We start from the raw sequence: 19141 nt of genomic DNA, 5'->3' as shown, positions 1-19141 counted from the left end.
TCAGATGAGTAATTAAATATAAAAAAAGTTTTTGATTATAAACCTGCAGCTCCAAACTTGCCAGTAAAAAATTGTATTATTTTTTATCAGTTGCTGTTTGATGCCGTTGTTGTAACAACTTTTGCAAGAGTAATCGTTCAGTTTCAGTTAAGCCTTGTTTTCTGGATTTATCAATATATTCATTAATTCTATGCTCTAAATTTTGTTTTTGCATAAAGTTAAGTATATCAATAAATTCAGTACTAAGGGCATTTTCTGCTATTTCAAGCTTCCAACTCGCTAATTTATTAAATGAATCAAAAACAGCGGTATTACGCCACTGCTCAATTAGTGTAGCAGTATTTGTATTAGGATTGGCAGCAATTTGCTTTATTAATTGTTGTAGTAAATGCTGTTCCCCCGTGTCTAAGGTTGCTAAATCAATGTAATCTTTACAGACAGAATAAATTTCTGGATGCTGTAATAGTAGGGCAATCGCTAAACGCAATGGTGAGCGATGAATGGTTGTTTGAATCTTAGGTGACGGTATTGATTCAGCTGTTAATAATTGGCTTAAGCGATGATTTTCTATTCGGGTACGCAAGGCCAGTTCATCTAATAATAATTGCTTATAAGTGCTTTCTGGCATGATCGATAAAAAGGGCTTCGCCTCACTAATTAATTGGCTTCTGCCAGCGACACTTTGCATATCAATATTTTCAGCTAAGGTATCGAAAAAATACTGGCTTAGAGGAATAGCATGGCTTAAGCGCTCTAAAAATTTTTCTTTACCCTCACTGCGTATTAAGCTATCTGGATCATGCCCCTCTGGTAGGAAAACGAAACGTGCATCAAGATTATTATCTAGAAAAGGTAAACTATTTTCTAATGCGCGCCAGGCAGCTTGTCTGCCCGCTTCATCACCATCAAAACAAAATATTACCTGTTTTGTATGCTTACTTAATAATTGAATGTGATAGCTACTTGCAGCTGTTCCAAGTGCTGCAACAGTGTTTGAAATACCAAATTGAGCAAGGGCAATTACATCTAAATAACCTTCAACAATTAAAACAGTGTTGATCGGCGCTTTTTGCTGCAAAACTTGATGCAAGCCATATAATTCACGGTTTTTTTGAAAAATAATAGTTTCAGGTGAATTTAAATATTTAGGTTTTTGTTCTTTATCAATCGCTCTGCCGCCAAAACCAATGATGCGTCCGTTTCTGTCGTGGATAGGAAACATGACTCGATGGCGGTAACGATCATACGTTTTGCTATCCTCTTTTTTGACCAGCATGCCTGTGGTAATCAAATCAGCTTTGTAACCTTTAAATTCGTTTTCTAGGGTATGCCAACCAGAAGGGGCGTAGCCTAGTTGAAACTGTTTGGCTATCTCACCTGTTAAGCCACGATTACGTAAATAATCAATGACTTCAGTAGGCGCATTTTTTAAGGATTTTTGATAATATTGATTCACTTTAGTTAAAAGTTGATACAAACTTAAAGATTGCTGGATTTTTTCCTGGTTTTGCTCACGGGGTACTTGCATACCTAATCGTGCAGCTAACGTTTCAACAGCGTCGATAAATCCTTGATTTAAATAACCCATCACAAAACTAATGGCATTACCACTCGCACCGCAACCAAAGCAATGGTAGAACTGTTTTTTAGCAACCACGTTAAATGAAGGTGTTTTTTCGTTATGAAAAGGGCAGCAAGCGGTGTAGCTATTACCTCTCTTTTTTAGAGGCACATAGCTATCAATCAATTCTACTAAATCAGTGCGATGAAGTAATTCATCAAGAAAAGGTCTCGGTATTAAGCCGGACATAAAATGGTTAGCTCAACCTAGCCTTTATGAGGGCACTTACTTTACTCATATCAGCCCGGCCCTGGAGAGAGGGCTTAAGTGTGTTCATCACTTTTCCCATATCGCTGATATGTTTCGCATCATTGTTGGCAATGGCCTCATCAATCAAAGAATTAATTTCTGTTTCTGATAAAGGTTCAGGCAAATATTTAGAGATGACCTCAAGCTCATATTGTTCTTGAGCTACTAAGTCATCACGACCTGCACTATTGAATTGAGAAATTGATTCTTTTCGCTGTTTAGCAAGTTTATCTAGAATGACAAGCATACGATCATCAGCAACCGTAATGCGCTCATCAACTTCCACTTGTTTAATTGCAGCTGTAATTAAGCGAAGCGTACCAACCAATTTTTGATCTTTAGCACGCATTGCTTCTTTGAGGTCATTATTAATGCGATCTTTAATCGACATAATTATTTTCGTCTGCGTTTAGAGTTACGTTGATTAGAGACGTCACGTGCTATTTTCTTTAAGTGTCGTTTAACAGCAGCTGCTTGTTTACGTTTACGCTCAGCAGTAGGCTTTTCATAAAATTCACGACGACGTAATTCAGTCAAAATTCCTGCTTTTTCGCAAGAACGTTTAAAACGACGCAATGCGTATTCTGGATTTTCACCTTCTTTCACACGAACGGTGGGCATTAATTAGTCCTCTGGTATAATTAAACACAATAAGCTGGCAATTCTAGTGCCACTTGTTAAACTCGTCAAGTTATTGTTAGATTGCGAGTGCTTTTTGCAACTTTAAGCTTAAATTTTAGCAATATAATCGGCGAAGGATTAAAATTATAAGCTTATTAGTAGATAAGACTTCGTATATTATAACGTATTTAGTTAGTTATTAGTAGAGGTAGAAATGCGAGTATTAGGAATTGAATCCTCCTGTGATGAAACAGGTATAGCTATTTATGATTCAGAAAAAGGACTAATCGCACAAGCTCTCTATTCGCAAATTAAAATGCATCAACAATATGGTGGCGTTGTTCCTGAATTAGCATCACGCGATCATATTAAATGGCTCATCCCTTTAATAAATCAAACATTAGCAGAAGCAAATTTAAAGAAAAGCGATTTAAATGCGATTGCTTATACGGCAGGTCCAGGATTAGTAGGAGCATTATTAGTCGGTGCATGCTTTGCTAAAAGCTTAGCATTTAGCTTAGGTATACCTGCCATCGCGATTCATCATTTAGAAGCACACTTATTAGCTGCTTTATTAGAGACAAAGGCATTACATTTTCCATTTTTAGTATTACTGGTTTCTGGTGGCCATACCCAATTAATAGAAGCAAAAAGCTTAGGTAACTATCAATTACTAGGCGATACCTTAGATGATGCTGTAGGTGAGGCTTTCGATAAAATAGCAAAATTAATGGGCATTCCTTATCCAGGTGGCGCCTTGCTTGCAAGTCTAGCTGATGATTTTGCTCTCAAAGGATTAATACCTGACTTTCCACCCTTTCCCCGACCAATGACAGATAGGCCTGGTCTTGAGTTTAGTTTTAGTGGCCTAAAAACCCATGCTTTAACTGTTTGGCGAAAAAGCAAGCAAGACGATCAAGCACGTGCCGCAATAGCCTTTGCTTTCCAACAGGCTATTGTAGATACTTTAATTATTAAATGTAGTCGAGCTGTGAAACAAACAAATTTAAAACAATTAGTGGTGGCTGGGGGCGTTGGTGCAAATCGTACTTTGCGTACGGCACTAACAACATTAATGAAAGATAATCAAGGCGAAGTATTTTTTCCACGTATTGAGTATTGCACAGATAATGGCGCAATGGTTGCCTTTGCTGGTAGCTTACATTTAGAGCAGGGTAAACGCGATTTAGATTTAGCAGTTAATGTACAAGCACGGTGGCCGTTAACCTAAAGGTAATTGCTCAGCCTCAACCACCGAAGGGCTGTATTTGGCGCATCTTGCACGAAAATAATCATTCAAAGCCTGTCCCCATGTAGATATAGGGATGCTCACATATAATAACTATGCTGCGCTTTTTCACGCTCATTTTCGTGCAACCTGCACTCAAATCCAACCCTTCACCAAGTATTTGGCGCATCTTGCACGAAAATAATCATTTAAAATGTCTACTAAGACGGTTTATTATCACTCTTCTTTCTCTTTTTTTTCGAGGTTTCTACTGTTTCAGGCGTAGCAGGATCAGTGATAATAGGTTGCTCAGCAGCACTTGGGGGTTCTGAAGTTATATTATCCTCTTGCTGATCTGCGGTTGCATAGATTGGCTCTTCTGTAGGCTCCGTAGCAGATACATCTTCTACGATGGTATCGGCTGTCTTTTCTTCTTCTTCAAATGCCTGATTAACTTGTTCGTCAACGACGATATCATCAGTAACATCACTAAAGCGGTGTTTAGAAAAGCTTAATTTAGGCTCGTCCCTATCAATTAAACGATTAATGTTATTACGGTGTTTATAGATAATAAGAAAGGTCATAAAGAATAAAGGGATAAAAACATCCACGCTACCAAAGCCTAAAATACTATAAAGAGGTGCAAATATAAGTGAGATTATAGAAGCTAAAGAGGCATAACCAGTGAAATTAGCAACAATTAGCCAAATTACTATCGTTGCAATACCGGTCACAAAACTTAACCCCAATAATCCACCTAGTGCGGTAGCTACGCCTTTGCCACCCTGAAATTTAAAAAATACTGGATACATATGTCCTACCACTGCCGCAAGACAAGTAAAGCTGGTAATAAAAGGACCTAAATCTAGCGATCTAGCTAAAATAACGGGAATAAAGCCTTTAAGCATATCCCCAACTAAAACCAAAGCTGCGTATTTCTTACCAGCAAGGCGCAAAACATTTGTTGCGCCAGGATTTAACGAGCCCTCTAATCGAGGATCAGGCAGGGAAAAAAGTCGACTTACAATAATAGCTGAACAAAAAGAGCCACAGATATAACCAAAAATAGCAAAAATTATAAACATTAAAAAGCCTAGCATCATGCCTCCAAGCAATGATTAGACTTCTTTGGAAACTCAACTCTTCTTGCCGTGAGTTTTTAAAGAAGTCTATTTAATTTAATCCACTGATTATCACAAGTTTTTGTATAAATCTTGCAAGAAAAAATAATCTTTTAAGCTCAAAAAAAGAGAAGAGTATTATTATCTGTGAAAGTTAATTATTTGTGAAGGGCGATAATCAATTTAGTAAGTTTAAACAGGCAAGAATAGGGCTTGTAAATTATTAGTATAACGTCGGCCAAGCTCACTTACTTGCCAAAAATCATTAGATAATTTAATTAAACCTTTACTTTCAGCTTCGTGTAATTTAGCTACTAAAATATTAAATGGAAGGCCCGTTCTTTCAGTAAAAAGGTTATTAGGTATAGGTTGTTGTAAGCGAGTAGTATTTAACATAAATTCAAATAATAGAGTCTCAGCTGTTACTTTTTCTTTACCTACTAAAAATACTTTATCAATATCTAGATAATCTTTAGGTTGCCGGTATTTTTGTGTACGGTAAATAATAGGTTCTGTATTAAGTGTTAATTTACCATGGGCACCCGCACCTATCCCATAATAATCGCCAAATAACCAATAATTAAGATTATGGCGTGCTGTTTTGTTATGTTTGCTAAAGGCAGATATTTCGTAACGTGTTAAGCCTTGCTCACTGAGTAACTGAAACCCTGTCTGCTCTAATTCTTCAGTCACCTCTTCGTTGGGTAAATTAGGCTGTTTTTTATAGAAAACAGTATTAGGTTCGATAGTTAATTGATACCAAGAAAGGTGTTCAGGCTGATATTTAAATGCTTGTTGTAAATCATCCATACCTTGCTCTATTGTTTGATTTGGCAAACCATACATTAGATCAATATTAATATTTTCAAAACCAGCTAATCTTGCAGCTTCAATAGCAAGATGAGCTTGTTTATCATTATGGATTCGCCCAAGGGTACGTAAATGATCGGGATTGAAACTTTGAATGCCGAGTGATAAGCGATTAATCCCAAGTTGCCTGTATGCTTGAAAGCGTTTTTGCTCTACTGTTCCTGGATTAGCTTCTAAGGTAATTTCAATATCTGGCGCGAATGGCAAGTATAATTGCAGTTGTTCAAATAATTCGTTATAAGCATCTGCTGAAAATAAACTAGGCGTTCCACCGCCAATAAAAATAGAGATTATTTCTCGCTTGGGGAAATAAGTTAAGTCATTTTTTAAATCAGCAATTAATGCATCGATATAATTTTTTTCAGGTAAAGTTTCCGGACTTTTATGGGAATTAAAATCACAATAAGGACACTTACGAATACACCAAGGAATGTGAATATAGAGCGAAGTAGGTAACATCATTTACAGGATACTGGCTTGTTAAACGCTGCAATAGTATCATGAGTTGCCTTAGCTGTCCTAATTGGGACTTAAGTTTTAAATTAATTTTAAAAAAGAGAAAAAGTGACAGTAGAAAAAAGACAAAAACCTATTTGTAAAAAAAGAACAATATTAGCTAAAACCCAAGTATTTACTATTGAACAATTACAGTTACATTTTTCAAATGGTGAAGAGCGTATTTATGAGCGTGTTGGTGGTCAGAATAGTGCAGGAGCCGTTTTAATTGTTGCTATCACTGCTGATGATAATCTTTTGTTAGTACGGGAATATGGAGCAGGTGTTGATGATTACACACTTGCCTTTCCTAAAGGCGTTATTGAGCTGGGTGAAGAGGCGACAGTGGCAGCTAATCGAGAATTACAAGAAGAAGTTGGTTTTGCAGCAAAAGAACTGTATTGGCTAAAATCAATGACATTATCCCCGGGCTATTTTACATCCCATACTGAATTAGTGTTAGCTCGCGATCTTTACTTAAGTTCGTTACCATGTGATGAGCCTGAGCCTATTGAAGTGATTGAATGGCCATTAGCTAATTATGACAAGCTATTAAGTGAGCCATCTTTTTCAGAAGCGCGCAGTATTGCTGCGTTATTTTTAATTAAACAATGGTTAGAAAGGAAAAACAATGACTAATCGAGTTAAAGTTGCCGTAACTGGCGGTGCTGGCCAAATCGGCTATGCTTTATTATTTCGTATTGCTTCAGGCCAAATGTTTGGTCCTAATACTGAAGTTGAATTGCAACTACTTGAACTTGAGCAAGCACTGCCTGCTTTAAATGGTGTAGCAATGGAACTTGATGACTGCGCCTTTCCTTTATTAAAGCGTATTGTTTGCACTGCAGATTTAAATGAAGCAATGAATGGTGTTAATTGGGCTTTATTGGTTGGCTCAGTACCACGTAAACAAGGTATGGAGCGATCAGATTTACTCCAAATAAATGGTGGTATTTTTACAAAACAGGGTCAAGCGATTAATGATAATGCTGCTGATGATGTACGCGTATTTGTGGTTGGTAACCCCTGTAATACCAATTGCCTAATTGCCATGCATCATGCTAAAGATATTCCTAATGATCGTTTTTTTGCTATGACTACCTTAGATGAATTAAGGGCAAAAACACAATTAGCAAAACGTGCTAATGTTGATGTTACCTCAGTTACCAATATGACTATTTGGGGTAATCATTCATCAACCCAATATCCTGATTTTTACAATGCTAAAATTAATGGCCAATCAGCAGCTACAGTTATCAATGACGAAGCCTGGTTAAAAGATACCTTTGTTTCAATAGTGCAACAGCGTGGCGCTGCCATTCTTAAAGCACGTGGCCTTTCTTCTGCTGCTTCTGCTGCAAATGCGGTTATTCAAGGTGTGAGTAATTTAATTAATGATACCAATGCTAGTGATTCTTACTCTATGTGCCGCAGTTCGCAAGGTGAGTATGGTGTAGATAAAGATTTAATTTTCTCTTTTCCATGCCGTACAGAGCAAGGAAAATCAACTGTAGTTGAAGGACTTGAGCATAATGATTATGGCCGTAGTAGATTTGATGCTACGCTAAATGAACTACGTGAAGAAAGAGAAATGGTAAAATCGCTAGGTTTATTGGATAACTAATATTTCTTCAATTGAAAATTATCTAACCTTTTAATGTTTTAATTTGCTTGCCTAGATTAATTAATAATTTGGGCAGGTTATTATATCTATGAAGGTTATGGACAAAGTAGGAGAGCTCCTTTAATCTAGAAAAACAGGCTGCTAGCTTAAAGCGAATTAATGGATCTAAAGTTAAGGATAATAGGCAAAAGTATATGTATGTTTCAGTAAAAATAAAATTTTTAATCTGTCTTATTATTGCTCTTGCCTGGTTAATACTTTGTTTTTGGTTGTCCCTACCTTGGATAGCAGATTTAGCTGTATATATATCACTTATCCCATCCTTAATTATTGTTTTTTCTATAGCACTTATTCCTGGATTCATGTTTATGTTTTTGCTTACAAGTTATCTTTTGGATCAACGTGAAAGTAAAAAAATTAATAATTATTATCCTCCTCTCACAATTCTTATTGCCGCTTATAATGAAGAAGAAATAATAAAATCTACTTTAATGGCCATTAAAAACCAAGTTTATCCCAATCGTATAGAAACTATTTTAATTGATGATGGCTCAGAGGATAGAACCATAGAATATGCTAAATCTGTTGGACTAGAAAACATATATATAATACAAGTGCAACATGGTGGTAAGGCTGCTGCCTTAAATGCAGGTTTAGCCAAAGCTAAGTTTAATTGGATAATTACTTTAGATGCAGATACCTATTTATTACCTAATGCAATTAAAGAGCTTGTGAATAAATTATTTATTGGCCCTGAAGGAACCATTGCCTGCGCTGGCTCAGTTTATGTAAAAAATTCTCGCCAAACATTAATGACTAGAATCCAAGAATGGGATTATTTTCATGCAATTGCAGTAATTAAACGATCGCAAAGTCTTTTGCAAGGCACCTTAGTAGCTCAAGGGGCATTTTCTATTTATAAAAAAACTGCTCTTGAAGAGATAGGAGGCTGGCCATTATTAGTTGGTGAAGATATTGTACTCACCTGGGCTCTACTAAATAAAGGGTATCGTATTGATTTTGCTGAGAAAGCTATTTCTTTTACGAGCGTCCCTACTACTTATCGTAAGTTCTTCCATCAAAGAAGTCGTTGGGCACGAGGTTTAATAGAGGCATTTTATCATCATATTGGGACATTAATACGGCCCCGTTTAGCTACTTTCTATGTGTACTGGAATTTAGGTTTTATTCTCTTTGATACAATATTCTTTTTCGTTTTTATTCCGGGTTTAATAGCTGCATTATTTGGTTATTATTTTATTGCAGGCCCCATGACATTGGCACTTATCCCTTTGGCTCTTCTAAATAATATTATTTTTTTCATAGGTCAAAAAGATTTGTTTAAATTAAGTGGCTTACGGGTAAGAAAAAATATAATGGGTTTTATTTTATATCTTCTGTTTTATCAATTTTTAATGAACCCTGCGGTGATTCACGGTTATTTTTCAGAATTAATAAGAATTAAAAAAACCTGGGGAACAAAATGAAGCGCATATTTTATACTATAGCCCTTTTAATATTTGTTACCTCAGTTAATGGCATCGTTTCGACTTGGGCTGCAGAAGATAATATTATAGAGCAAAAATATTCCTTAGCACAAAAGCTTATTGCAGAACGAAGATATCAAGAAGCAATTAAGCTTTTGGAAGAAGTAAAAGTTAATAATAAAAAGCCAGATGTAGATATTACTTTAGGCGACACTTATGTCATGTTAGATAATTTAAAGATGGCGCTATATTATTACAAATCTGCTCTTGATAAAGCAAAGTTAAGCAACAATGAAGTCATGATCCGCATTTCTCTCTTTCGTATAGCCCGTATGCAGATAAGTTTAGAGCAGGTTCAAGAAGCCATTATAAATTATGAATTGTTACTGAATATGAATTTATCCCCAGAAGATAAAAGTATTGCTGAAGAAGGTTTACAAAAAGCTCAAGCTATCCTATTGGGCAAGAAGCTGCAACAAGCTGCTATTTTTATCGAACAAGGTAAAGGGGTGGTAGCTTTTGAGCTTATCAAAAATGATTTGGAAAAAAATAAAGATAATTACCGTTTACAAATTATCGCTGGACAAAGCTTAGCTGTAATGAATAAACCTCAAGAGGCATTAACACATTTTCAGCAGGCCTTTGATTTAAGTATTTCTAATGATGAGAAGAATACTGCACTTTTAAATATAATTAAAATGCAATACTGGCTAGGTGATAATCAAGCAGCCCAACAATCTTTGGTAGAACTGCAAAAATTACCATTATCTGAGCAAAATAAACAGCAGCTTAATAATATTATTGAACAATCAGTGGCTACTCCTAAAGCTCTTCAACAAAAAAGCGCCGAAGAAGCTCAAGAGGTTTTACTTGGCGATAAGTTACAAAAAGCTATAGCGCTTATAGAACGAGAGAAAGGTAAGGCTGCTTACGCAATTATCCAAGATGAGTTAGAAAAAAATATAAGTAGTTATCGTTTACAATTTGTGGCCGGCCAAAGTTTAGCGATGATGGGAAAACCAGCGGAAGCTTTAGATCATTTTCAACGCGCTCTAGCGTTAAGTCAGACCGATGAACAAAAAATAGCAACGCTTTTAAATATACTTAAAATGCAATATTGGTTGAAAGATAATTCAGCACTGCAGACTTTAAATCAGTTACAAAAATTACCCCTATCTTCGCGAGAAAAGACACAGTTAGATAAGATAGTTAGTAACTCAAAGGTAGCGCCTGGAACAAACTCAGATAAAGATGAAATAAATGAGGCACTATTAGGGGAAAAGTTACAACGCGCTATTGCCCTTGTTGAGCAAGGGCAAGGTAAGGCTGCTTATGCAGTTATTGAAAATGAATTAGAGAAAAATGATAAAAGTTATCGCTTGCAATTTGTAGCTGGGCAAAGTTTAGCGATGATGGAAAAGCCACAAGAAGCTTTAAGATATTTTCAACGAGCTTTATCACTAAGCCAAAATGAAGAGCAAAGAGTATCGGCTCTTATAAATATTCTTAAAATGCAGTATTGGTTAAAAGATAATTCAGCACAGCAAACTTTAAATCAATTGCAAAAATTACCCTTATCTTCGCAAGAAAAGAGACAGGTAGATAAGATAATTAATAACTCAAAAGTAGCGCCTGGAACGAACCCAGATAAAGATGAAATAAATGAGATATTATTAGGGGAAAAGTTACAACGTGCTATTGCTCTTGTTGAGCAAGGGCAAGGTAAGGCTGCTTACGCAATTATTAAAAACGAATTAGAGAAAAATAATAAAAGTTATCGCCTGCAATTTGTGGCTGGGCAAAGTTTGGCAATAATGGAAAAGCCACAAGAAGCATTAAATCATTTTCAGCTTGCTGCTAAATTAATTGAAAATGATGAGCAAAAAATCGCAGTCCTCTTAAATATACTTAAGATGCACTATTGGTTAGTAAATTTAAAAGCTGCTGAAAATACTTTAAAAGAGCTGCATGCATTACCCTTAACCTCAAAAGATAAAAAAGAAATCATTGAATTAACTATTAAATCTAGATTTAAAAAAGCAAGTCATGTTGGTAAAAAGCCTACTGATTTAGCGATGGAACGAATTCGATTAGCCCTCAAAAAGGAAAAGCCGCGAGAGGCTTTAGCTCTTTTACTTAAGTACCCTAATAAAACGTCCTACCTTTATTATTTAACTGCAGGTGATGTATTATTTTTACTTGAGGATCCTCGTAACTCAGAAGATTACTATATAGCTGCTTATAAGAAAGCAACAAACCCAGCAGAAAGAAAAGCTGCACTTTTTGGCATTGGTAAAACGACATTATGGCTTGAAGAATATGAAAAAGGGCTAGCTGCATATAGAGAATTATCAACATTACCCTTAACAAAAGATGATAAAGAGATTGTAACTACTGGCTTAGTTATTTCCATTACTAACTTAGATTTTCCTCGTAAAGCACTAACATTAGTAGAAAATACACCTAGCTTTAATTACCCTATGAGTGTTATTGCTGCTACTAGAGCGGCTTTGTATTCAGGATTAGCCTATAAAGCTCAGGCTATTTGGTTAGGAAATATCAAAACATTACAAAAAATTCCTCCTGGACATTTTCTCCAGCGGCAAATAAAAGAAATTAATTGGCTCCTATTACAAGAAACTTCTACTGCAGCACTCGGTACTAATTATTATACTGTTAAAGATACGGATGACTTTGTAATAACACGACAATCTGCTGATTATAGTTACAGAAATTTTGGTATCAATTCAAATATGATTTCCGCTGTAGGACAGAATTTTTATACTGATCCTCAATACAAAATTAAAATGAATTATTTCTCTATTCGTCAAATATTTACAAATATTGAAGATGATCTAGATTTAGACTTTACAGCAACCGCGGCTGAGCTTCGTTATGGACACCCTCTAGATCAATCACCATGGCGACCAATGCTATGGCGAGCAGGATTATTTTATCATCCTAATGATTACTTAGTATTTAATGCTTACAATAGTCAAGAAGTTGTTGAAGCAATTCCTGCTTTGCAAGATGGTATTCTTATCAATACAACGGAAGGCGGATTCATTTTTCATCCTATAACTCGACTCTATACCCGTTTTGCTTTTTTTCATAACCGTTTTACTGATGGTAATAGACGTAATGGTAAATCAATGGCATTTAGCTATCAGCTTATCCGTCAACTTGCATTATTTGTTGAATTACGTTATCGAGGTTATCGTAACTCTCTTTATAGTAATGGTGATTATTTTAGTCCTGCTAAATTAGAAGAAAAAACAATTAATGTTATTCTTAAAAGGCGTTTTACCGCAACTTGGGCTATTTATGCTGAAGGTGGAGTAGGTGATCAAACTATATTGCCAACACCATACGATCAAGAAAGTAAAGCACCTGTACTTTCTTATGATTTAAACTTAACAGGTGCATTAACAGATAATCTTCGCCTTAATTTAGTTTATGGCTACAGCCGAAATGCGTTTGGTTCATTTATGGGAAGTTACGCTCGAACTTATTTTGCTGCAAACTTAAAGCTTTTTATCCTCTAGAAAATAAAGGTATAGTTAAAAACCTAACAAAATTTAATGGACTTTGACTTGATAGCACAATTTCATTTTCTACTTTATATTTACTTTCAAAAAACATGGCTGACTAGAGTCATTTTTCCCTGACTTTAATGTAGGCAATCCATAAAAATTTGGATTAAAATTAAATTGTTTACCAGCCCTTTCAACTAATTCAGTAAGATAGGGGCTAGTAGACAAAGAGAATTTATAATAAGGAAGTCGGGATTCAAAATAATTTTTTAGCTCCTTTTTAGAAATTGGATCAAAAAATTCTAATTTTGAGGTAAATAATCTACATAAAGTTTCGATCTCAAATATAAGCATTAGTTTCGGTATTCGCTATATTTGCTGCAACATTAAAGGCATGCCCTACTTCATGAATAATAGCGTCGATACTTTCAATCCTAGGTTGACTTAAGAGACTTTGTTTAACAGCAATTGTCTGATTCATTATCCAGTTTGGATGATGTCTACTTAAAAGATGATAAGTATTTTTATTAATAAAAATAGCTGGATTTTTACAAGCTCCTGTAAAATCCTTAGGTGGACGTAGTATATCAATAATTAATTGAGGTATTTGAGCGCTCACTCCATTATTAAGGCCAAGTTTACCAATTAATTGACAGATTGCGATAAGTTGCTGGATTTTTGTTTCTGTAAGCATAATGAACCTCTTCGTAATTTAAAAATTACGTTTACTAAGACACAAAACTAAATAATTAAATTTAGCGATCAATGAGTATTCTTCATATTTATTCATTGGTCAATAAGTTTAATAATTTTTTTATCAATGAGATTCACTGCTTACTATAATAAAAATTTAACTTTAATGCCTGAAATGTCTCATTCCTGTAAATATCATGGCAATATTTGCTGCATTAGCGGCAGCTATAATTTGCTCATCGCGAATTGACCCCCCGGGTTGAATAATAGCGGTGACGCCAGCCTGGGCAATTAGCTCAATACTATCAGGAAAAGGGAAAAAAGCATCGGATGCTAAAACGGAATCTTGACTAGAGAAGCCCGCCTGCTCTGCTTGCCATAATGCAATACGGGTACTCATCACACGACTTGTTTGCCCTGCACCAATTCCGATAGTTGCTAAATCCTTAGCTAGTACAATGGCATTTGATTTGACATATTTAACCGCTTGCCAAGCAAACAGTAAATCTTGTTGCTGTTGTTTCGTAGGCCTTTTCTCAGTAACGGTCGTAAATTTATTTATATCAATAGGAAAATTATCATGTTCTTGTACTAAGAAGCCACCATCAATATGTCGCATATCAAGTTTGAATTGATCGTTTACAGGTAAATTGCCGGTTTCTAAAACTCGAATATTTGGTTTAGTTGCTAAAACCTTTTTTGCAGCATCACTAATGATTGGCGCAATAATCACTTCGGCAAATTGGGTTGCCAGCAAAGTGCTTACCGTGTCCTCTTCTAAACACTGATTAAACGCTAAAATACCCCCGTAACTTGATACAGGATCAGTTTGATAGGCGCGTTGATAAGCTTGTAGTTGATTATTTGCTAAAGCGATACCACAAGGATTCCCATGTTTGACAATAACGCAGGCCGAAGTAGTTGTTGAGAAAGCGCGTACACAATCTAGCGCTGCGTCAGCATCTAATAAGTTATTATAAGAAAGTGCTTTGCCTTGAATCACTTTAGCAAGAGCAAGGGAGCCTGTCAGGGCATTTTTATCGGTGTAGAAAATAGCTTGTTGATGCGGATTTTCCCCATAACGCAAATCATACTGTTTGTTAAATTGACAAGTTAAAGCAGTAGGAAAACCGCTAGGCGTTTTTTCGTCATTTAAAGCATTGAGATAATTAGAAATAGCCGCATCATAAGCAGCTGTATGTGCGAATGCCTTTTTTGCCAGGTTAAAGCGCCAGTCTTTAGGCATTTTTTTTAAATTAACATATTCTGCTAACTCTTGATAATCATGAGGGTTAACAATAACTGTAAGATGGGCATGATTCTTTGCTGCTGCCCGAATCATAGCAGGACCGCCAATATCAATATTTTCAATTGCTTCAGAAAATTTACAATCTGGATCACTAATAACTTGTTCAAATGGGTAAAGATTAACAATCAAAATATCAAACGGGGAAATAGCATGCTGCTTTAAGATATGCTGATCTTGTTTTCCACGCGCTAGTAAACCAGCATGAATAGCTGGATGCAGTGTTTTAACACGTCCATCTAATATTTCAGGAAAATGAGTGCAATCACTCACCTCAGTAACTGGAAGGTTAGCTTGGCGTAATAAAGAAGCAGTATTTCCTGTAGCAACTAATTCGATATGATGCTGATGCAGTGTAGTAGCTATGTCAACTAATCCAGTTTTATTTGAAACACTCAATAACGCTCTTCTAGGGGTAAAGGGGAGCATGTACTTCTCCAATTATATAATTTTAAAATATAGCATTACCCATTTGTGCCTTTTATAAAGCTTGGTGGGTAAGGTTATAAATGTTTTGATTTAACGACATGTAAATACAAGTAATGACCAATCGGATAAATTGTCAGTCTGCTGATGAACAAAATCCTTTTGGTAAGCCTCTATTAAGTTAGCTGTCTGTTCTTTTAAGATGCCTGAAACGACTAACATGCCTTGCTCATTAAGCAATTGTTTAAATCTATCTTTTAATTGCAGTAAAGGTGTTAAAAGAATATTGGCAATAAGTAAATCAGCTTTATCGATGATTTTATCAGGTGAAGTTATATTTAATTGCTGTTCATTAATTTGATTAACTCCAGCATTACTGTGGGTGGCTTGTAATGCTTGTGGATCAATGTCAACGGCATGAACAAGCTGAGCGCCTAATTTTAAAGCAGCTAAAGCGAGGATCCCTGAGCCACAGCCGTAATCAATCATCACTTTAGAAGCCAAATCTGCTTTAGCAAGCCAAGTTAAACAGAGTTGAGTAGTAGGGTGAGTCCCTGTACCAAAAGCAAGTCCCGGATCTAAGATTAAATTAATTTCTTTAGGGTTTGGCGGTGTAAGCCAAGATGGACAAACCCATAAGCGTTCACCAAAGCATTGGGGTTTAAAATCATCCATCCAGGCTCTTTCCCAATCTTGATCAGGTAGTGTGGAAATAGTTAGCTGTAAGTGTGTATATAATTTAGATAAATTATTGGCGATTTCTTGTGCGAGTTCTTCATACAGGAAGAGCGCTTTAATTGTTACTTCGGGCCATAAAGGTGTGGCCCCTGGTAATGGCTCTAGAACCGGATCATCGTTTTTATCGCTTAAAGTAATCGATAGCGCGCCACTTGTTTCAAGGATATCGCTTAAATTATCTACTTCATCAGGGCGACATGCTTCAATTTCTAACTGATACCACACAGTTTAAGATTCCTTTAACATCGATTCTAAGTAATGAATATTAGTTCCGCCCTCAACAAAGCCTTTATCATGCATAATTCGTTGATGCAACTCTATATTCGTTTTAATGCCTTCAATAATAATTTCATCTAATGCATTACGCATGCGACCAATAGCTTCTTTCCGCGTTTTGCCATAACTAATTAATTTACCAATCATAGAATCATAGTTAGGTGGTACGGTATAGCTGCTATAGATGTGAGAGTCAAAACGAATACCTGGCCCACCTGGCTGATGTAGTAAACGAATAGTTCCAGGTGAGGGCATAAATGTGCGTGGATCTTCTGCGTTGATACGACATTCAATGGCATGACCAGTTAATTGAATGTCTTCTTGTTTTAATGTGAAAGGTAGTTCACTGGCAATTTTAATTTGCTCTTTAATTAAATCGATGCCTGTAATCAACTCCGTAACAGGATGCTCAACTTGAATACGGGTATTCATTTCTATGAAATAAAAGCAGCCATCTTGATAGAGAAATTCAAATGTTCCTGCCCCGCGATATTTTAATTCTGAACAAGCCTTTATTACACGATCCCCAATTTCTTGGCGTAATTCTGGCGAGATTCCTGGGGCTGGTGCTTCTTCTACCACTTTTTGATGTCGCCTTTGCATAGAGCAATCACGCTCTCCTAAGTGTATGGCTTTTCCTTTGCCATCGCCGAGGACCTGAAATTCAATATGGCGTGGATTTTCTAAGAATTTTTCCATGTATACTGTAGGATTATTAAAGGCTGCTTTGGCTTCACTACGTGTTAAAGCAATGGCATTTAGTAAATTTGATTCAGTATGAACAACACGCATACCACGTCCACCACCGCCGCCCGCAGCTTTAATGATAATTGGATAACCAATTTCCCTGGCAAGTTTTATATTTTCCTGTTCATTTTCCGATAGAGGGCCATCTGAACCTGGCACGCAAGGAACGCCTGCTTTTTTCATCGCGTTAATTGCTGATACTTTATCACCCATTAAACGAATAGTGTCACTATGAGGGCCGATAAAGGTAAAGCCACTTTGCTCAACAATATCTGCAAAGTCAGCATTCTCTGATAAAAAACCATAGCCGGGATGAATAGCAACAGCATCCGTTATTTCAGCAGCAGAAATAATTGCGGGAATATTTAAGTAGCTTTTTTGAGAGGGTGCTGGGCCAATACAGACTGTTTCATCAGCTAGTCGCACATGCAGTAAATCTTTATCGACACTTGAATGAACAGCAACTGTTTGTATACCAAGCTCTTTACAGGCACGCAAAATACGTAAAGCGATTTCACCGCGATTAGCAATCACAATTTTGTTAAGCATGCACAACTTCCTTACTCAATAATAAATAACACTTGGTCATACTCAATCGGATCACCATTGTTTGCGCAGATATCGATAATTTTACCTGCTCTATCAGCTTCAATCTCATTAAACATCTTCATAGCTTCAACAATGCACAAAGTATCGCCTGCTTTGACTTGTTGACCGACAGTGACAAAAGGAGGTGCATCAGGCGAAGGAGAAGTATACATGGTACCAACCATAGGAGAACGGATTTGATGGCCTGATATCGAATTCTCGGGCGTTTTTACTTCGGGTACAGCCGTGGTTGATTGAGTTTGAGGTGGTATATTGATTTGAGGATTAGGCTGAGAAGGCGGAGCGATATAACGTGGTGGTGCTACCTCAGCGGGAGGATAGCTATAACGACTTAGACGAACTGACTCTTCACCTTCCTTGATTTCTATTTCTGAAATACCTGTTTCTTCCAACAATTCAATAAGTTTTTTGATTTTGCGGATATCCATTAATATAGCTCTCTCTTAATTAGATTCTTCTAAAATGGCTTGTAGGGCTAATAAATAGCCTTTAACACCAAATCCTGTTATGACACCTTGAGCAACATCAGACAAGTAAGAAAAATGCCTAAAGGGCTCGCGCGCATAAATATTGGAAATATGTACTTCAAAGAAAGGTATAGCCACGGCACTTAATGCATCGCGAAGTGCGATGCTAGTATGAGTAAAAGCAGCGGGATTAATAATGATGTAATTAATATTAGCATCTGCGGCTTGATGAATAGCATCAATTAATGCTGCTTCACTATTGCTTTGAAAGCAACTTAAGTCCCAGCCATTATCTGCTGCTAGTTTGCGCAAATTATTATTAATATCTGCTAGATTTGTTGAACCATATACAGAAGGTTCCCGAGTACCTAGTCTGTTTAAATTAGGTCCATGTAAAACTAAAATTTTTTTCATTTTGAATGAAGTAAACAACGTTTTTGCGATTCTGCCTGAAGTTAACGCTAATGTCTAGAACTAAGATGTTATCGGCAAGATCAAAGCATAATTGTCACCAGGTTTTGAAAAAGTTAATTTGCTAGCTTACGTAAAGCAGCCATTCACAAAATAAATTGATTTTGATGAAAAAACATAGCTAGGGATAAATTTTGAATCAAGATTTATTAAAAGAAACGAGCATATCAACTCTACCTGACCAGGTTAGCTATAAAATCTAAACGAGCCATTCTGGTCATTTATAAGAGCAATCAAGAACTGTAATTTTAAGATGATTTGCATTTAATTTAATGCTTCCAATCTCCAGCAGGCGGCAAGGTGGTTGGCTCAAGCGGCATAAGAAGCCATAAAATGATATATACTAGAAATGCAGACCCGCCGACAAGAAAAAAGAGGACAAATAATAGACGCACCCAGAGGGGATCCATATTAAAGTACGAGGCTAATCCGCCGCAGACGCCCGCGATCTTCTTTTCAGTACGTGAGCGATATAATTTTTTATAAGGTTTCTGTAATTCAGTCATCGATATTCCATTTAATCTATATATTTACTATTTTATCATTTATTTTCACAAAT

General features: G+C 36.2%; 17 protein-coding genes. 5 read left to right on the top strand and 12 right to left on the bottom strand.

Annotation, left to right across the window (positions count from 1 at the left end; translation table 11 throughout):
- Positions 1-76: 76 nt before the first annotated feature.
- Genes dnaG through rpsU form a run of 3 tightly spaced genes read right to left on the bottom strand, consistent with a single transcriptional unit; the run spans position 77 to position 2491 of the window.
- Positions 77-1810: a DNA primase gene (gene dnaG, locus E1P04_RS01500; RefSeq protein ID WP_131781163.1), complete on the bottom strand. Its 1734-nt coding sequence runs from the start codon at positions 1808-1810 to the stop codon at positions 77-79.
- Positions 1811-1817: 7 nt separating this feature from the next.
- On the bottom strand, positions 1818-2261 hold the full coding sequence (locus E1P04_RS01495) for a GatB/YqeY domain-containing protein (protein ID WP_131781162.1): 444 nt from the start codon (positions 2259-2261) through the stop codon (positions 1818-1820).
- A gap of 2 nt (positions 2262-2263) precedes the next feature.
- On the bottom strand, positions 2264-2491 hold the full coding sequence (gene rpsU, locus E1P04_RS01490) for a 30S ribosomal protein S21 (protein WP_131781161.1): 228 nt from the start codon (positions 2489-2491) through the stop codon (positions 2264-2266).
- 214 nt (positions 2492-2705) lie between these two features.
- On the opposite strand from rpsU, the gene tsaD reads away from it, so the two are divergent.
- Positions 2706-3722 (top strand): tRNA (adenosine(37)-N6)-threonylcarbamoyltransferase complex transferase subunit TsaD, encoded by a 1017-nt coding sequence (tsaD, locus tag E1P04_RS01485; RefSeq protein ID WP_131781160.1) that lies wholly within the window; start codon positions 2706-2708, stop codon positions 3720-3722.
- Between the two features lie 218 nt (positions 3723-3940).
- On the opposite strand, the gene plsY is transcribed toward tsaD, so the two are convergent.
- Both plsY and hemW read right to left on the bottom strand, forming a co-directional pair.
- The gene (gene plsY / locus E1P04_RS01480; protein WP_207385967.1) at positions 3941-4804 is read right to left on the bottom strand and encodes a glycerol-3-phosphate 1-O-acyltransferase PlsY; all 864 of its coding nucleotides are present in this window, start codon (positions 4802-4804) and stop codon (positions 3941-3943) included.
- 228 nt (positions 4805-5032) lie between these two features.
- Positions 5033-6169: a radical SAM family heme chaperone HemW gene (hemW, locus tag E1P04_RS01475; protein ID WP_165482650.1), complete on the bottom strand. Its 1137-nt coding sequence runs from the start codon at positions 6167-6169 to the stop codon at positions 5033-5035.
- 105 nt (positions 6170-6274) lie between these two features.
- On the opposite strand from hemW, the gene nudE reads away from it, so the two are divergent.
- The 4 genes from nudE to E1P04_RS01455 all read left to right on the top strand — a co-directional run bounded on the left by nudE (position 6275) and on the right by E1P04_RS01455 (position 12861).
- Complete coding sequence (gene nudE / locus E1P04_RS01470) at positions 6275-6844, top strand: ADP compounds hydrolase NudE (RefSeq protein WP_131781157.1); 570 nt, start codon at positions 6275-6277, stop codon at positions 6842-6844.
- Positions 6837-7829 (top strand): malate dehydrogenase, encoded by a 993-nt coding sequence (locus E1P04_RS01465; protein ID WP_131781156.1) that lies wholly within the window; start codon positions 6837-6839, stop codon positions 7827-7829. Before nudE ends, E1P04_RS01465 begins: the two co-directional genes overlap by 8 nt.
- 194 nt (positions 7830-8023) lie before the next feature.
- Complete coding sequence (locus tag E1P04_RS01460; RefSeq protein ID WP_131781155.1) at positions 8024-9316, top strand: glycosyltransferase family 2 protein; 1293 nt, start codon at positions 8024-8026, stop codon at positions 9314-9316.
- On the top strand, positions 9313-12861 hold the full coding sequence (locus tag E1P04_RS01455; protein WP_131781154.1) for a tetratricopeptide repeat protein: 3549 nt from the start codon (positions 9313-9315) through the stop codon (positions 12859-12861). Before E1P04_RS01460 ends, E1P04_RS01455 begins: the two co-directional genes overlap by 4 nt.
- 328 nt (positions 12862-13189) lie before the next feature.
- Here the strand turns inward: E1P04_RS01455 and E1P04_RS01450 are convergent, their stop codons facing one another.
- From E1P04_RS01450 to E1P04_RS01420, 7 genes are all read right to left on the bottom strand, one after another.
- The gene (locus E1P04_RS01450; protein ID WP_131781153.1) at positions 13190-13543 is read right to left on the bottom strand and encodes a hypothetical protein; all 354 of its coding nucleotides are present in this window, start codon (positions 13541-13543) and stop codon (positions 13190-13192) included.
- Between the two features lie 162 nt (positions 13544-13705).
- Positions 13706-15277, bottom strand: a complete 1572-nt coding sequence (gene purH, locus E1P04_RS01445) for a bifunctional phosphoribosylaminoimidazolecarboxamide formyltransferase/IMP cyclohydrolase (RefSeq protein ID WP_131781152.1) — start codon at positions 15275-15277, stop codon at positions 13706-13708.
- A 90-nt stretch (positions 15278-15367) separates the two neighbouring features.
- Complete coding sequence (gene prmA, locus E1P04_RS01440; RefSeq protein WP_131781151.1) at positions 15368-16237, bottom strand: 50S ribosomal protein L11 methyltransferase; 870 nt, start codon at positions 16235-16237, stop codon at positions 15368-15370.
- Positions 16238-16240: 3 nt separating this feature from the next.
- Complete coding sequence (gene accC, locus E1P04_RS01435) at positions 16241-17584, bottom strand: acetyl-CoA carboxylase biotin carboxylase subunit (protein ID WP_131781150.1); 1344 nt, start codon at positions 17582-17584, stop codon at positions 16241-16243.
- Between the two features lie 11 nt (positions 17585-17595).
- The gene (gene accB, locus E1P04_RS01430; RefSeq protein WP_131781149.1) at positions 17596-18072 is read right to left on the bottom strand and encodes an acetyl-CoA carboxylase biotin carboxyl carrier protein; all 477 of its coding nucleotides are present in this window, start codon (positions 18070-18072) and stop codon (positions 17596-17598) included.
- Between the two features lie 15 nt (positions 18073-18087).
- Positions 18088-18525 carry a type II 3-dehydroquinate dehydratase gene (gene aroQ / locus E1P04_RS01425; protein ID WP_131781148.1) on the bottom strand — a complete coding sequence of 146 codons (438 nt, stop codon included), beginning with the start codon at positions 18523-18525 and terminating at the stop codon, positions 18088-18090.
- Between the two features lie 326 nt (positions 18526-18851).
- Positions 18852-19088: a PspC domain-containing protein gene (locus tag E1P04_RS01420; RefSeq protein WP_131781147.1), complete on the bottom strand. Its 237-nt coding sequence runs from the start codon at positions 19086-19088 to the stop codon at positions 18852-18854.
- Positions 19089-19141 lie beyond the last annotated feature (53 nt).

Origin of the sequence: Legionella gresilensis (assembly GCF_900639865.1) — a bacterium.
GTDB classification, from domain to species: Bacteria; Pseudomonadota; Gammaproteobacteria; order Legionellales; family Legionellaceae; genus Legionella_C; species Legionella_C gresilensis.
The sequence above is the reverse complement of the archived record's forward strand: the minus strand, read 5'-3'. Positions and strand labels throughout refer to the sequence as shown.

What these genes read in the sequence shown, in the direction of transcription:
- dnaG (WP_131781163.1), bottom strand. Translation starts at nt 1,810, where the DNA reads ATGTCCGGCTTAATACCGAGACCTTTTCTTGATGAATTACTTCATCGC.
- E1P04_RS01495 (WP_131781162.1), bottom strand. Translation starts at nt 2,261, where the DNA reads ATGTCGATTAAAGATCGCATTAATAATGACCTCAAAGAAGCAATGCGT.
- rpsU (WP_131781161.1), bottom strand. Translation starts at nt 2,491, where the DNA reads ATGCCCACCGTTCGTGTGAAAGAAGGTGAAAATCCAGAATACGCATTG.
- tsaD (WP_131781160.1), top strand. Translation starts at nt 2,706, where the DNA reads ATGCGAGTATTAGGAATTGAATCCTCCTGTGATGAAACAGGTATAGCT.
- plsY (WP_207385967.1), bottom strand. Translation starts at nt 4,804, where the DNA reads ATGTTTATAATTTTTGCTATTTTTGGTTATATCTGTGGCTCTTTTTGT.
- hemW (WP_165482650.1), bottom strand. Translation starts at nt 6,169, where the DNA reads ATGTTACCTACTTCGCTCTATATTCACATTCCTTGGTGTATTCGTAAG.
- E1P04_RS01465 (WP_131781156.1), top strand. Translation starts at nt 6,837, where the DNA reads ATGACTAATCGAGTTAAAGTTGCCGTAACTGGCGGTGCTGGCCAAATC.
- E1P04_RS01460 (WP_131781155.1), top strand. Translation starts at nt 8,024, where the DNA reads ATGTATGTTTCAGTAAAAATAAAATTTTTAATCTGTCTTATTATTGCT.
- E1P04_RS01455 (WP_131781154.1), top strand. Translation starts at nt 9,313, where the DNA reads ATGAAGCGCATATTTTATACTATAGCCCTTTTAATATTTGTTACCTCA.
- E1P04_RS01450 (WP_131781153.1), bottom strand. Translation starts at nt 13,543, where the DNA reads ATGCTTACAGAAACAAAAATCCAGCAACTTATCGCAATCTGTCAATTA.
- purH (WP_131781152.1), bottom strand. Translation starts at nt 15,277, where the DNA reads ATGCTCCCCTTTACCCCTAGAAGAGCGTTATTGAGTGTTTCAAATAAA.
- accC (WP_131781150.1), bottom strand. Translation starts at nt 17,584, where the DNA reads ATGCTTAACAAAATTGTGATTGCTAATCGCGGTGAAATCGCTTTACGT.
- accB (WP_131781149.1), bottom strand. Translation starts at nt 18,072, where the DNA reads ATGGATATCCGCAAAATCAAAAAACTTATTGAATTGTTGGAAGAAACA.
- aroQ (WP_131781148.1), bottom strand. Translation starts at nt 18,525, where the DNA reads ATGAAAAAAATTTTAGTTTTACATGGACCTAATTTAAACAGACTAGGT.
- E1P04_RS01420 (WP_131781147.1), bottom strand. Translation starts at nt 19,088, where the DNA reads ATGACTGAATTACAGAAACCTTATAAAAAATTATATCGCTCACGTACT.